The 13,888-nt window shown below is 65.1% G+C and carries 13 protein-coding genes and 1 pseudogene; 6 read left to right on the forward strand and 8 right to left on the reverse strand.

Annotation, left to right across the window (positions count from 1 at the left end):
• Window positions 1–365 precede the first annotated feature (365 nt).
• From lhpI to BGRAMDRAFT_RS32700, 4 genes are all read right to left on the reverse strand, one after another.
• Window positions 366–1,301, reverse strand: coding sequence for a bifunctional Delta(1)-pyrroline-2-carboxylate/Delta(1)-piperideine-2-carboxylate reductase (gene lhpI / locus BGRAMDRAFT_RS32685; RefSeq protein ID WP_006053214.1), 936 nt, complete (start codon window positions 1,299–1,301; stop codon window positions 366–368).
• Window positions 1,302–1,436: 135 nt separating this feature from the next.
• On the reverse strand, window positions 1,437–1,700 hold the full coding sequence (locus BGRAMDRAFT_RS32690; RefSeq protein WP_006053215.1) for a hypothetical protein: 264 nt from the start codon (window positions 1,698–1,700) through the stop codon (window positions 1,437–1,439).
• Window positions 1,701–1,777: 77 nt separating this feature from the next.
• Window positions 1,778–2,410 (reverse strand): C39 family peptidase, encoded by a 633-nt coding sequence (locus BGRAMDRAFT_RS32695; protein ID WP_044022070.1) that lies wholly within the window; start codon window positions 2,408–2,410, stop codon window positions 1,778–1,780.
• A gap of 47 nt (window positions 2,411–2,457) precedes the next feature.
• A complete protein-coding gene (locus tag BGRAMDRAFT_RS32700) occupies window positions 2,458–3,798 on the reverse strand; it encodes an NAD(P)/FAD-dependent oxidoreductase (protein ID WP_006053217.1) in 1,341 nt (446 codons plus the stop codon).
• 259 nt (window positions 3,799–4,057) lie between these two features.
• Here BGRAMDRAFT_RS32700 and BGRAMDRAFT_RS32705 point away from each other — a divergent pair, with 259 nt between their 5' ends.
• The 3 genes from BGRAMDRAFT_RS32705 to BGRAMDRAFT_RS32715 all read left to right on the forward strand — a co-directional run bounded on the left by BGRAMDRAFT_RS32705 (window position 4,058) and on the right by BGRAMDRAFT_RS32715 (window position 6,729).
• Window positions 4,058–4,312, forward strand: coding sequence for a helix-turn-helix domain-containing protein (locus BGRAMDRAFT_RS32705; protein ID WP_029968691.1), 255 nt, complete (start codon window positions 4,058–4,060; stop codon window positions 4,310–4,312).
• Window positions 4,313–4,314: 2 nt separating this feature from the next.
• Complete coding sequence (locus BGRAMDRAFT_RS32710; RefSeq protein WP_006053219.1) at window positions 4,315–5,658, forward strand: type II toxin-antitoxin system HipA family toxin; 1,344 nt, start codon at window positions 4,315–4,317, stop codon at window positions 5,656–5,658.
• A 216-nt stretch (window positions 5,659–5,874) separates the two neighbouring features.
• Window positions 5,875–6,729, forward strand: a complete 855-nt coding sequence (locus BGRAMDRAFT_RS32715; RefSeq protein ID WP_006053220.1) for a helix-turn-helix domain-containing protein — start codon at window positions 5,875–5,877, stop codon at window positions 6,727–6,729.
• Between the two features lie 48 nt (window positions 6,730–6,777).
• Here BGRAMDRAFT_RS32715 and BGRAMDRAFT_RS32720 read toward each other — a convergent pair whose 3' ends face one another.
• Complete coding sequence (locus tag BGRAMDRAFT_RS32720) at window positions 6,778–8,625, reverse strand: ATP-binding response regulator (protein WP_006053221.1); 1,848 nt, start codon at window positions 8,623–8,625, stop codon at window positions 6,778–6,780.
• Window positions 8,595–9,137: a putative pterin-binding protein gene (locus BGRAMDRAFT_RS32725; protein WP_006053222.1), complete on the reverse strand. Its 543-nt coding sequence runs from the start codon at window positions 9,135–9,137 to the stop codon at window positions 8,595–8,597. The genes BGRAMDRAFT_RS32720 and BGRAMDRAFT_RS32725 overlap by 31 nt, the downstream gene beginning before the upstream one ends.
• A gap of 228 nt (window positions 9,138–9,365) precedes the next feature.
• Between BGRAMDRAFT_RS32725 and BGRAMDRAFT_RS32730 the strand changes: the two genes are divergently transcribed.
• Entirely contained in the window at window positions 9,366–10,313 is a 948-nt protein-coding gene (locus BGRAMDRAFT_RS32730) for a phosphoribosyltransferase (protein ID WP_006053223.1), read from the forward strand.
• A gap of 29 nt (window positions 10,314–10,342) precedes the next feature.
• Here the strand turns inward: BGRAMDRAFT_RS32730 and BGRAMDRAFT_RS32735 are convergent.
• Window positions 10,343–12,033: pseudogene (locus BGRAMDRAFT_RS32735) on the reverse strand (ATP-binding domain-containing protein).
• A gap of 155 nt (window positions 12,034–12,188) precedes the next feature.
• On the opposite strand from BGRAMDRAFT_RS32735, the gene BGRAMDRAFT_RS32740 reads away from it, so the two are divergent.
• Entirely contained in the window at window positions 12,189–12,815 is a 627-nt protein-coding gene (locus BGRAMDRAFT_RS32740; RefSeq protein WP_006053226.1) for a glutathione S-transferase family protein, read from the forward strand.
• Between the two features lie 102 nt (window positions 12,816–12,917).
• The gene (locus tag BGRAMDRAFT_RS32745; protein ID WP_006053227.1) at window positions 12,918–13,532 is read left to right on the forward strand and encodes a Fur family transcriptional regulator; all 615 of its coding nucleotides are present in this window, start codon (window positions 12,918–12,920) and stop codon (window positions 13,530–13,532) included.
• A 116-nt stretch (window positions 13,533–13,648) separates the two neighbouring features.
• Here BGRAMDRAFT_RS32745 and BGRAMDRAFT_RS32750 read toward each other — a convergent pair.
• Window positions 13,649–13,888: response regulator (locus BGRAMDRAFT_RS32750; protein ID WP_044022071.1), on the reverse strand; the 240-nt coding region annotated here is incomplete at its 5' end.

Below are 13,888 nucleotides of genomic sequence, written 5' to 3' on the forward strand. Positions count from 1 at the left end.
CGCGGGCAGCAGCTTGCGAACGACAGGTCGCCGGTGCCGCCGAAGATGATCATGTCGAGCGGAAGCTCGGGAGTCGCAGAAGCGTGTTGAGTCGTCATAGCGCGGTCGCAGCGTGGTGAGAAGGAAGGCGTCGTCGGATGCCGAAGAACCAGCGACAACCGCTGGCCCTGGGCAAAGGCGGAAGAAGCCGATGCTGGGCCTGACGGCACCCATCGGCAGGTTTTTCCGGCAAACGCCTATGGTGCAACGTTTTGCGATTGTTTGCACGGCAACATGCGCCGCACGTTGGCGCAATATGCCAACGCGGGCGGCAAGGCGCTGTTTTTAAGGCGTTTTTCTGGCGCGAGCCTCTCGCTGTCGCTCGCTTATCCGCGCGACCACGCCTCGCGCGCGACGCGGCAGGCCGCCAGATCCCACGCCGCACAGCCGACGCTTTTGAAAACGACCGGTGTTTGGGCAGGCGCCCGAGCAGACGTGTCCAGCACCGAAGCAATGCCGCGCACGCTGGCCCAATCCACGCCGGCCTGGATGAAATCGCCGGCCTCGTGTTTCGCGCCCGCCTCGTCGTCGACGAAAAGCGCGCTGCCCGCAATGGTGCGCGCGCCGATCTCCACCATCTCGGGCGTGAACGCGCCGACGCCGATCACGAGGCGCCCCGCGCGCGCCGCCTCGTCGTAAACCGGCTGACGGCTCGTGGTCAGCGCAATCACCGTGTCGATCGATTCCGGCAGCGGCGCGTCGGGCTGCGCAAGCGGCTGCAACTCCGACACCTTGCCGCGATGCGCGGCGCAAAACGCCTCGGCGCGCGCCGGCGCACTGCCCTTCACCCAGACGCGCGCCTCGGGATAGAGCTCGCCGATCGCTTGCAGATGATTGAGCGCCTGCGTGCCCGTGCCGATCAGCAGAAACTCGCGCGGCCTGGCCGCGGCAAAGGTGGCGACGCCGAGCATCGACATGGCCGCGGTGCGGCGGCCGGTCACCGTCGGGCCGTCGAGGATGAAAAGCGTCTCGCCGGTGTCGGCGTCGAATGCCATCACCTGGCCGTGGATGGTCGGCAAGCCGCGCGGCCCGTTGCGCGGGCACACGCTGACCAGCTTGTGGATCGCGAGGTCCGGCGCGGTCGCGGGCATCGACAGCAGAACGCCGCCTTCATTGAGCGGCACGACGAGGCGCTCGGGACTCGCTATGCGCCGCTGCGCGTAGTCGATGCTGGCGCGCTTTAACGCGTCGACGAGCGCGGCGTACGGTGTGAGCCGCGCGGTCGCGTCGGCGTCGAAAATCTGCGTGGTCGGACGGGTCATGGGCGGGTAGGTGGTCGCAGTCGGAATAGCCGATTCTACGACGCGGGACGGCGTGCGCAGCGCATCACGGCGTGCCGCGCCGATGCGCGACGCGCTTCCCCGCGCGTCGCGCACGCTGTTTCGCTCAAAGCGGATTTATTGCGCCGCGGTCGACTTCCCGTCGCTGTCGCCGGACTTCTTGCCGCCTTTGAACATCGCGCGGCAAGGCGGACTCAGTTCGTCGACGTGCTGCTTCATGCACGCCGTGATCTTCGCCTTGTTCGGAATCTCGGACGCGCAAAAGTGCATGGCGTCGCCGCGGCAGGCCTTGGCCTGTTCATCGTGGGTGGCGGCATGCGCCGCGCCGACGGTGCTGAGTGCGACAAGGCTCGCGGCGAGCAGGGCTTGAGTTTTCTTCATGTCGGGTCCTGTATCGCAGATGTCGATACGGACGGTCGAGCAGAAAACGGGCCTGATCGGCAGCGGCTTGCCGCCGCTCAGCGCCCCGGCCAACTGAGCGTCATCCCGCGTCCGGCGTAGAACCGCGTCATCGTCGCGAACGGCAGATAGACGTCCGCCTGCTGCGGCCCGATGCCCGAAGGATTGTGAAACCACACGCCGCCGGCATCGCGTCCGTGCAGCAAAACGAGGTGCCCGCCCTGGCGCTGGTTCGGCTCGTCGGGATAGCGGATCTCCGGGCTCACCGACACGATGGCGAGCGTGCGCGCATCGAGACGCGCGGCGATTTCCTCAATGGACGCCTGCGGCAACACGTCGACGCGTACGCCGAACGCCTCCTGCACCCATGCCGCAAACGGACGATAGATCAGGCCGTCGACGCCGCCGTCATCCCGCATGCGATATACGCCGTGCCGCAACGCTTCGTCGAGCAGCGCGGCGCGCGGCGCGTGTTCGATACGCCAATAGTCGAGCGCCGATTCGAGGCACGTCAGCCCGCAAAGGCGCTTCGCCCAGAAACGGTAGCGCTGCGGGTCCGTGAAGCCGCTCGTCTGCCAGCCGGGATCGTCGCAAGGATCGGCTGCCCGCTCGACGATAGCGCGCACCCAGTCGGGGCTGCCCCACTGGGTGTAGTACGGAACTCCGGCGTGACGCAAAGTCGGTTCGTTCATGCTGACGTGATCGGAAGAATGCGGGCGGAGAAAATCGGCAGGCGCGCTCATAGCATGCTGCGAGGCCGCTGCATCGTGCCGTCGAAGAAACGCTGCAAACGGAACGCGGACAGGTCGAGCGACGGCTGCCCGCCGTCGTTGATCTCCGCGAGCAGCTTGCCGACGATCGGGCCCATCGCGAAACCGTGCCCGCAAAAGCCGGTGGCAATGGTCAGACCGCTGACTTGCGGCGGCGCGTCGATGACCGGAATGCCGTCGGGCAGCACATCGATCAGGCCGGCCCACGACTCGACCACCTGCGCGTCCTTCAACGCGGGAAAGAGCGCGCGCAGCTTCGCCAGCGCGCGCGGCGCGTGGCTCGTGTTCGGCTGCGGATGCGGATCGCGCGGATGCAGCACGCGCTCGCCGGGCGGCACGGCGCCCGGCAGACGCTCACGCAAGTCGCGCAGACACGCGCCGTTCAGATGAAAGCTGAACTTCTCGCGCTGACTCCAGAGCTCCGGCAGAAACCATTTGAGCGCACGAAAATGGCCGAGCGTCATGTCGACGTCGACCTGCATGTCGTCGGCGAGATTGATCGCCCCGTTCGCGCGCTGCCGCACGCCGAGCCCGTGGCCCCAGAAAGTCGACGCGCTCACATGCGGCAACGGATTCGTGCGCATGCAGGTGCCGCGCACCGCCTGCTGCGGCAGTTCGAGGCTCAGCGTCTTCAGCAGACGCCAACTGCTCGCGCCCGCGGCGCAAATGAAACGCGGCGTGCGGACCGTCCCGCGCTCGGTCACCACGCCTGCAATCGCACCGGCCGCGAGTTCCACGCCCAGTACGCCGCAACCTTCGAAAAAGAGCGCGCCGGCTTGCGCGGCCCGCGCCGCGAAAGCGGCGGCGGCGCGGCGCGGCTCGGCCTGGCCGTCGCTCGGCGTGTAGAGGCCGCCGAGCGCCGGGCCTTGCATGCCGGTCACCACCGCGTCGATCTGCTTGCGATCGAGCGTGCGCGTGTCGAGCCCGTGCTGCCGCGCGACGTCCATCCATTGCTGGAACGAGGTCCAGTCGTCCTCGTCGGTGGCGACATAGAGGCAACCGCCCTGACGCCACTCCAGATCGAAATCCAGTTCGCGCTCGAGGCTGGTCCACAGCGGAATGCCCGCCATCATCAGCGGAACTTCCGCCGATTCGCGGCCCTGCTGGCGCACGAAACCCCACGCTCGCGACGACTGCTGGCCGGCAATGCGCGACTTGTCGAGCACGACCACCGACAACCCGCGCCGCGTCAGATAGTAGGCCGCCGCGCAACCCATGATGCCGGCGCCGGCGATCACCACGTCGGCGTGGTGCGGAAACGGTTGGTCGGCGGAGGTGAAGCCGGCGTGCAGCGGATAGGTTGTCGTCATCGGGCAAGGAGGTTTTAAGCGCGGACATCATCTTCGCAGGACAGGCGGTTGCCTGCAACGCCGACCTGCGCAAAGCGCTGGAAAGCCCGTCCGCATTGAGTTTGGCGGACGGACGACGGAGCGTGAAAATTATCTGCAGGACGAATAAATGGCAAATATCCGTGTGGCAGATATTTTGCACGCGTATTCGTCTCGCGAATATTTGCCAAATATCCGCGAGACGAATAAAATGCATTTATTCGCCAAACGGATATTTGACATGCTGCATCTCATCGCCACCCCGAATCAGATTGCCCAGTTGCTTGCCGCGAGCAGACGGCAGGCAGGTCTCACTCAGGCGGAAGCCGCCGCGCGGGTGGGCGTGAGCCAAAGCCGCATTTCCACCTGGGAAACCGACGCAGCCGCGCTGACCGTGGCTCAACTGCTCGCGCTATGCGGCGCCTACGGGCTGCAGTTACAAATGCGCGACAAGAACAAGCCGGAGTTTGAGCCGGCGCCGTTGATCGAGTGGTGAGCATGACCCGCCCTACACATTCGCGCGCACTTTCCGTTTGGGCAAACGGCGAGCGCGTCGGCGTCTGGCGGATTCCGGCGCGCGGTCCAATGGAATTTTCCTACGACGCAGCGTGGATCGCCTCGCCTGCCGGCAGGCCGTTGTCGCTCTCGCTGCCTTTCGCGCCCGGCAACCTGGCGCACAAAGGGCCGCGCGTCCTCAATTACTTCGACAACCTGCTGCCCGACAGCGAGGTCATCAGAAAGCGCATCGCGCAGCGCTATCAGACCGAGACGCTCGACGCCTTCGATCTGCTGCAAGCCATCGGCCGCGATTGCGTGGGCGCGGTGCAGTTGCTGCCCGAAGACGACGTGCCGGAGCACGTCGACCGGATCGAAGGTACGCCGCTCTCGGAGGCCGAAATCGAGACCATGCTGACGCGCACGGTGAGCACGCCCACGCTCGGCGCAGCGGACCAAAGCGACGACGATTTCCGCATCTCACTCGCCGGCGCGCAGGAAAAAACCGCGCTGCTGTGGCACGAAGGACAATGGAAGCGGCCGCACGGCGCGACGCCCACCACGCATATCTTCAAGCTGCCGCTCGGACTCGTCGGCAACAAGCTGGCCGATCTCAGCACCTCGGTCGAAAACGAATGGCTGTGCCTGCGCATCCTGCGCGCCTACGGTTTGCCGGTCGCGAACACGGAAGTCGTGACGTTCGGCAAACAGCGCGTGCTGAGCGTCGAGCGCTTCGACCGGCAACTGCATTCGAGCGGGCAATGGCTGTTGCGCCTGCCGCAAGAGGATTTTTGCCAGGTGTACGGCGTGCCGTCGCATCGCAAGTATGAGAACGAAGGCGGTCCCGGCGTGCTCGACCTCGCGCGCGTTTTGCAGCAATCGGTCGCGGCCGCGCAGGACATCGAAACGCTGCTCGCCAGCCAGATTCTCTTCTGGATGCTCGCCGCGCCGGACGGCCACGCGAAGAACTTCAGCATTCGCCTGCTCGCGGGCGGCCAATACCGGCTGACGCCGCTTTACGACGTCATGTCGATCTGGCCCGTCGAAGGCAGCGGGCCGAACCAGTGGTCGTGGTTCAAGGCGCGCCTTGCGATGGGCATGTGGTCGCGCAGCAAGCACGACGCGTTTCGCGACGTGCAGCGGCGCCACTTCAACACGATGGCGCTCAAATGCTCGTACGGCGCGAGCGCCGAACCGCTGATCGAGCGCCTCATCGAACAGACGCCGAACGTGATCGACCAGGTCTCGGCGGATTTGCCGGAACGGTTTCCGGCCAGGGTTGCCGAGCGGATCTTCAAAGGACTGAGGAACTCGGCGGCCAAACTCGCCAAGATGCCGGCGAACTGACGCCGTTCACAAGAGCCCTGGGTGGATATGGCCCGGTTTCATCGGTAAAATGGGGTTATGCAAAGCGCATAACACAAAAAGCCGACTGCTATGTTTTTTGCGGTACATTTGCTGTCCCCCGCGTAGCTGCGTCGCGCCGTGTCCATGATGCATGGCCGCGTTACGCCTGCCGTATCGCCCACCACAGCCCTTTAAGACGGCGGATTCTCACGCAGTATGACCAACGAAACACACTCACCTGACTCCATCGCAGTCGCCGAGCGCGTGCGCGAGTTGATGAGCCGGCACGGAATCGGCAAGCGACAGCAAACCACAGAACTTTGCCGCATCCTCGATCTGAGCTTTTCGCAAGGGCACCGCAAGCTGCGCGGCAATAGCCCGTGGACGCTGTCGCAAATCAAGAAGGTCGCCGAGGTGTACGGCGAGCCCGCCGCGCAGCTCTTCGGCGCGCAGTCGCTCGACCCCGGCATGGTCGGCGCGATCGCGCAGGAAGCCGTGTTCTGCATCGGCGCGATCGAATTGCCGTGCACCGCCTGGGTGGGCGCGGCGCTGGAACCGGGCAGCCGCCCGGACTTCGTCGCCTACTCGAAGCTCGGCCAGTGGCGCGTCGCGCGGCACGACGGCGCTCTGTATCAAAGCGCGTACGAAGTCCACAAGATCGAGATCTATCCGCGCCGCGCGGAGACCGACAAGCCGACCATCGCCGTGGTCGACGACGATCACGCGAGCGCCGACAATCTGCGCGATTACCTCGAGCGCAGCGGCTTTGCCGCCGTGGCGATCTACGGACTCGCGGCCTTTGCCGAGCAACTGCAAACACAGGTGTTCGACGGCATCGTGATCGACTGGCTGTTCGGTTCGCAAACCTCGGCGGCCGCGATTCGCGCGGTGCGGGCGTCGGAAAATCCTGACGCGCCGATCTTCGTTCTGACAGGCGAATTGCTGACCGGCAAGGCGAGCGAGTCGGAGATCAGCCAGGTGATCCGTAATTACGACGTCGCCTGCTATGAAAAGCCCGCGCGGATGGCGATTCTCGTCGCCGATCTGTCGAAACGGCTGAATCGGCCCTGAGGCAGTAGTCCTGCGCCTGGGCTTGTGCCCAGGCTTGTGGGCGCCCTCTCACGCGGTATGCCGCGAAGCCAGCGCGCGCTGCAATGCGTTGCGCAGATCGCCGTAATGTACTGGCTTTAATAACGCTTCAAAAAACGGCTGCGCGCCGCTTCTCTCTTCCTCCTGTTGTTCGCCGGGCTCCGGCGCATAAGCGCTGACCACGATCACCGGCACGCCTGACGACGGCCCGCCGCGCGCGGCGAGATCCGCGAGTAGCGCGTAGCCGTCGCGCCCCGGCATATGCAGGTCGAGCAGCACGACATCGCAGCGGCGCGCGTCGAGCCACGCGAGCGCATCGTCGGCGTTGGCGACGGCGTGCGCGTCGTAGCCCATGTGCGCGACCATTTCGCTGAGCGACTCGCGAATCAGCCGGTTGTCGTCGACGATCAGCACGCCTGGCCGCGCGTCGCCCGGCCCGGTTTGCGCCGCGGCGTCACGCGAAGGCGCGGGCGCGACCGGCGTGACTGGAATCGTCACGGTGAAAGTCGTGCCCTCGCCCACCACGCTCGCGACTTCGACGGTGCCGCCAAAGAGCCGTACGAGTCCCTGCACGATAGTCAGGCCCATGCCCGCGCCTTCGAAGCGGCGCGTACGCGAGCCGTCCAGTTGCGTGAACTCCTCGAAAATCAGCGGGATTTGCGCCTGGGGAACGCCCGGCCCCGTGTCGCTGACCACGAAGCTCAATAGCGCCGGCCGCTGCATCAGCTTCACGCGCACCGTGCCGGTTTCCGTATAGCGGATCGCGTTGGTCACCAGGTTGTTGACGATCTGGCGAATGCGGTGCGGGTCGGAATCGACGAGACCCGTCACGCCGCTTGCCTCGCTTTCGAGCTTGAGGCCGCGCGAGGCCGCGGACATCGCATGTTCGTCGACGATCGACGCCAGCAACTCGCGCGGCTCGAAGTGCTCGTGACGCAGTTCGAGCTTGCCGGCGCCGAGCCGTGCGTAATCGGTCAGGTCCTTCATCTGCGCTTCGAGATGCCGCGCCGCGGTTTCGAGCCGCTGAATCACCTTGCGGTCGGCTTCGGAGTGATAGTTGAAGCCGAGCAATTCGATCGACGACACGATCGCATGCAACGGCGTGCGCAGCTCGTGACTGATCATGCCGAGAAACGCGTCTTTCGCGAGACTCGCCTCGCGCGCCGCGCGGCTCGCCTGGTGCTCGGCCTGAAGCGCCGCGTGCTGCTGATGCATGAGACGCGTGCGGCGCCGGCCGTTGACCACGAGCAGCAACGTGGCCGCCGCGGACAGCAGCAGCAGGATCATGCCGCCGGCAAACAGCAGCCGGCGCTTGTCGATGAAGTCGCGGTTCATCGCTTCGCGGTCGGCGACATCGGCGAAACGGCGGCTCAGCGCGAGATCGTTGACTTCGTTCCAGTGCTGGCGCAATTGCGCGACGATGCGGTTGACGCCGCCCCGATCGGTCGGCAGCGCGGCGACGTCAGGCGCGAGACCGGCGAGCATGCGGTCGAGCGCGTGGATTTCATCCAGTTGCCGCTGCACCAGCGCGACCTGCGTGGTGAGCCGGCGCGTGGAGCCTTCCATCACATGCAACTTGGATTGCAGCAACTGATAGCGCAACGTCAACCGCGGGTAATCGTCGTCGACGCCGGCCTGATACAACAGCAACTGGTTCTCGAAGCGCGCGTAGGCGATCTGCAACTGCGCCGCGTCCCAGTAGAAGCCGTCGTAAGAGCCCGTCAGCGACTCGGTCGTGTCGGGATTGAGCAGGTTCGCGTAGAGCAGATAGCCGATCGCGCCGGCGGGCGCCGCAAGCGCGGTGAGCCAGATCAGCACATAAAAAAACCGGCGCCCAGGACGGCGCTTTATTTGACGATGAGTGCCTTGATCTGCCATACGAATTTCGAATCGCCCGAGGCGCCCGCGAGTTCATCGGGGAACGCATCGCGCGGGTAGATGAGAAACAGCGGACCGAAGTCGCTGATTTTTAGACGCCGGCCGTTGATGCTGTACGCCAATACAACGCCGTAGCGGTCGCAATCTGAGACGGGCACCGTGTACGTATAGTCGTCGAGCGTGTGGATCTCGATCTGCGTGCCGTACGCGCCGACCGTCTTCAGAATATCCGCCAGCAGCGGTCCTGTGAAGCTCGAACGCGGTGTCCAGGTGGTCGAGGTGGTGATCGAACGAGCCGGCAGCGCCAGCAATTGCGCCTCGTCGAAGTGATAGGAACGGTGCGCGGCGTCGTTGGTCTTGCCGATTTTTCCCGTGACGTCGAGCGCGAGCGCCGTCGCGTCCGTCTGCGCCTGCACGCTCCACGCGGTCAGCGCGAGGATCAACCCCATTGCCCAGCGCACGCTCGCAGGCGCGCCGAATCCTCGTTGCACTGTTGCTGTCGCTTTGGTCATTTCTTTTTATCCGTAGCTGTTCTTTTGCGGCGCCGCCGCTCTCGCGGAACGCAGCGCCCCGGCTTGCCGTAACGCGCATCACCCCGACGCGCGATTGCCGAACGGCATGCATAATATGTCAAAATTCTTTGCAGGAAAAAACGAAGGCTCGCTAAAGCGCCCTTCGCTAGCGCGTCGCGCCGCTGGGCGGCCGCCTTCTCACTCGCGTTAAGCGACTCAACGAGCGTTATGAACAAGCCGGTTTTGCCCCTCACGTACGAGCAACTCGATCACTGGATTGAATCGCTGCAACCCGCGTTGCTCGCCGAAGGTTTTGCGATGGCAATCGGCATTCTGCGCGGCGGTGCGCCGCTCGCGCTGATGGTTTCGCATTCGGCCGGCGCGCCGGTTGCGTTTCTGCGCTACGACCGCGCGTCGCGCAAGGTCGCGTGGGACTCGACGCTGCCGATCCCGCCCGCCGGCTCCAAGGTGCTGTTGTGCGAGGACATTGCGGGGCGCGGTTTTACGCTCGTCGATTGCATCGCGTTCCTCGAGCAGCATGGCCTTGTCGTGAGGGCGCTGACCGGCGCGGTCGACGACCTGAGCCGCACGCAGCCCGACTACGCGATCGACGCACGCGGCTACTTCGCGCTATTTCCGTGGGAGCGCCAGGCCTACACGCAGCGTTATCGCGACGACTGGGCGCGCGTTGAAGCCGGCGAAGCGCCCGCGATGGCGGACGACCATCACTACGCAACCTACGCAATCGATCTCGACGGCATTCTGCTTCCCGACGTGCCGCTCGCGCGCTACGACGAAGACCTCGCTGCCGCGCTGCTCGAACGCGACGCGTTGCTGCCCTTCGAGGTGCTGCCGGGCATCGACCTGCAACGCGTTCGCACGATCATCACCGGCCGGCCGGAAACGGACCGCGCGCGTACCGAGGCCTGGCTCGAGCGGCATGGCTTCGACCATATGCAACTGGTGATGCGCGTGCCCGGCACGCACGACGAAAGCCCGGCCGGCGCGGCCGCGCATAAGGCGTCGGCGGCGCTTGCGGGCGGCGTCACGCACTTTGTGGAAAGCGATCCGGTGCAGGCCTTGCTGATCGCGCAACAAGCGCCGCTGCTGCGCGTGATCTGGTGGGACGCGCACACGCGCAGCGGCATGCTGGTCGCCGCGCGCGCGTGGCCATGAACCCGCGCAACAGCTAGCGCTAGCGCGCGTCAGGCTTCGCGCGTCTCCCGTTCCTTGCCGTCCTTCGCGTCGCGCAGATGCAGATGCCGCGCGGCACGCTGCGAAGCGACGATGATCAGCTTCATCGTTGCGCGCGTCGCGCCGACGAACAGCTTGCGCGCGATACGCTCGTCGAATGTATCGAAGTCAACCTCAGTAAGGATCACGCACGGCGCCGCCTGGCCCTTGAAGCGATAGATCGACTCGAACAGAACGTCGCCGTCACGATATTCCGGATTCCCAAACAAATCGTACTTGCCCGTGAAGCTGCGCAGCCGATGCGGGCCGAGATGATCCTGCGCGGTCATCGCGGAGCCCTCGCGTCCGCGAAACGACAGCACTGCGATGTCCTGCTTGCGAAAGCCGAGCGACAGCGCCTGCGTGATGGCGCGCTTGGTCGCCTCAATGGCGCCCTCCGCCGCGTTCGCTTCGTCGTAGACGGACAGGGAGATGTCGGAGCCGTCGAACGGACTGCCTGACGCCAGCGCCGCCGCGCTCGACACCGAGCCGCCGACCACCTCGCGCACGTAATCGAGAATGTCGCGCGGGCTGCGGTAGTTGGTGGTTTCCTTCAGCGTCGTCCAGCCGGGCAAGGCGACCGGTTCGCGCATGTACAGGTTCTGCAGCGGATCTTCGAGCCACCACCACGCGCCGCCGGGGCTCAGCAGACGTTCTAGCGCAGCGACCCACGGCTCCTGAAAGTCCTGCCCTTCGTCGACGATCAGCACGTCGAATTGCCAGCGCGCGTCGATTGGAGTTTCGGCGAACATCGCTTCGAGCTGATCGAACACCTGGCCCGATTGAAAATCGGGCTGACGGCCCGCATCGCGCGCGATCCAGTCGCACAGTTGATGATAGTTCGCGACCTTCGCCTCGGGCGGCGCGACGCGCGCGATGTGATCGGCGAGCGGCCGGTTGAAGCACACATACAAAGGACGTTGGCCGCGCGCGACGGCGTCTTTCATCACCTGCACCGCGAGTTGCGTCTTGCCTGAGCCGGCCGTGCCGATCACGCGCAGCCGGAACGGCGAGAACTCGAGCCGCCGCGCCCACGTTGCAAGGCCGCCTGCGAGCCGCGTGACGAGCGTGCCCGCCTGACCGACGAGCGCGCTTGCGTCGGGCGTGAGCGCGAGTTCATCGGCGAGAAAGTGATGGATTTTCGACGCGCACGGCAGGCGCGGCTCGTCGGCGGGCAGCGCTTCACGAATCACTGCGGCGAGGCGATCGCGCCGGGTTGCGTCGACGATCCGCGCCGGATTCACGCCCGCAATCGCCGCGTCCTTCACGATATGGTCCGGGCAATACAGCAGTTCCTCGATGAAATAGGTGCCCGCGCCGAATGCCGCGGTAAAGCGCCGGTGCAAGCCTTCGATGGTATGCGCGAGCGCGATCGCCACGTTGCGCTCGGTTTGCAGATAGACCTTGACGAGCCCCTTCGGCGTTTCGCGCAGAAAGCCGGTTTTCTGCTCGACGATCATCACGCGTCCGGCGGGACTGACGATCACGAAGTCGGCCTCCCGAACACCGAGAAGTTCTGGTTCAGACGCGTCCAGTGCACGCCGTGATAGACGGTGTAGTTTTCAGGCAGCGCCTTTTCGAGCAGCGCAAGGGTTTCGCGTTCGCGCGCCGCCGCGCCGGTGGCGGCGAGGCTCTTCCAGTCGTCGGGGACAATGCGGGCCATGCGGTGCCTCGTCGTTTTGCGGTGCGCTCATTGTACGCAACGCATCATGCCGTGCGCGGCGCGCTCGCATGCAAAGCATGCGCATCGTGTATCGTTACTGGTTGAACGCCGCGCGAGGCGCGGCTTGCCAACTGTCGACAAAAAAGGATGACCGGATGATTACGATCTGGGGACGCGCGAATTCAGTCAACGTGCAAAAAGTCTTGTGGTGCTGCGATGAACTGGTGCTGCCGTACGAGCGCATCGACGCGGGCCTGCAGTTCGGGCGCAACAACGAACCCGCCTACCTTTCGATGAACCCGACGGGCAAGATTCCCACGCTGGTCGACGACGACTTCGTGCTGTGGGAATCGAACTCGATTCTGCGCTATCTGGTGCTGCAATACGGCGCGGCGAGCCCGCTTTATCCGGACGAGCCGAAATTGCGCGCGAGCATCGACCGCTGGCTGGACTGGTCGCTGTCCACGCTGCAACCGGCGGAGCGGCCGGTATTCTGGGCGCTCGTGCGCACGCCGCCGGAACAGCGAGACGCCGCGAAGCTCGCCGACGACGTGCGCAACGTCACGGCGCTGTGGCATCTGCTGGACACGCATCTGCAAGGACGCTTTTTCCTCGAGAGCGACAAGTTCACGCTGGCCGACATCGTGATCGGTGCGTACGCGAAGCGGTGGTTCGGGCTCGATGGCGTCGAGCGTCCGCCGCTGCCCAATCTCGAGCGGTGGTATTCGCGCATCGCGACGCGTTCGGGCTTCAAGAAATACGTCGACTTTCCCTTGACGTGAGCTTCGACCGCGTTGCCTCGGCCAGGTGGGAACGTCCAGGGCCGGACGGCGATGCTATTTGCGCCCCGGCAGCAATAGCGCGTTGGCCTTTATAATCGACGCATGAAGAACGCCAAGCCCGCCGCGAACGCCGCCCATTCCGCCAGTCCCGCGAAAACGGAGAAACCCGCCGCTTCCGCCGACGCGCATGCTCATACGCACGCGCCGGCGCACACGCATGGCGAGTCACCCGAAGCGGCGCTCGCCCTTGCCGAGGAATATTGCCGCGAACGCGGGGAAAAGCTCACGCCGCTTCGCCGCAAAGTGCTCGAATTGCTGCTCAATTCGGGCCGCGCGACTAAAGCGTATTCGCTGCTCGACGAAATGCGCCAGATTCATCCGGGCTCGGCGCCGCCCACGGTTTATCGCGCGCTGGACTTTTTGCTGTCGGCGGGGCTCGTGCATCGCATCGAGTCCATCAACGCATTCACGGTCTGCCACGACCTGACGCAATGCCAGCACGGCATTCTCGTGGTCTGCCAGCAATGCGGCAACGTGACGGAACTGCATCAGCCGAAACTGCGCCAGGCGCTCATCGAGCAGATCGAAGACGCGGGTTACCGCGTCGCCAGCGACGAAATCGAATTGAAGGGATTGTGTTCCGCCTGCCAGGCGGCAGAGGCCGCCGCAGCGGTTTCTTCAAAGGCGGGAGCAACGGCGCCCGTCGCCGCGAAATAACGGCGGTTTGACTGTAATGGCGGCGCAAAGCGGCATCGGCTTCGCGCCGCATTTCGCGGCGTTTGGAGCGCCGCCGGCCAGGGCGGCGTGCCAGGGCGGCGTGTTAATTCACCTACTCAACGCGCCGCACGCGCGCCAATCGCGTCGTGCAGCAGCGTCACCAGATCTTCCGGCAACGCAGGTTTCGTCATGAAATGCTGGAAACCCTCGCCGATACTTCGCAGACGGTAAGCGTCATCCGTATGGCCTGTCAGCGCAACCGCCACCGACGGCGCATGATCTCCGCGAATCTCGTGATCACGCAGACGCTGGATCAGGTAGAAGCCGTCCATGGCGGGAAGTTCGAGGTCGCATAC

The sequence above is a fragment of the Paraburkholderia graminis C4D1M genome (assembly GCF_000172415.1).
Lineage (GTDB): Bacteria > Pseudomonadota > Gammaproteobacteria > Burkholderiales > Burkholderiaceae > Paraburkholderia > Paraburkholderia graminis.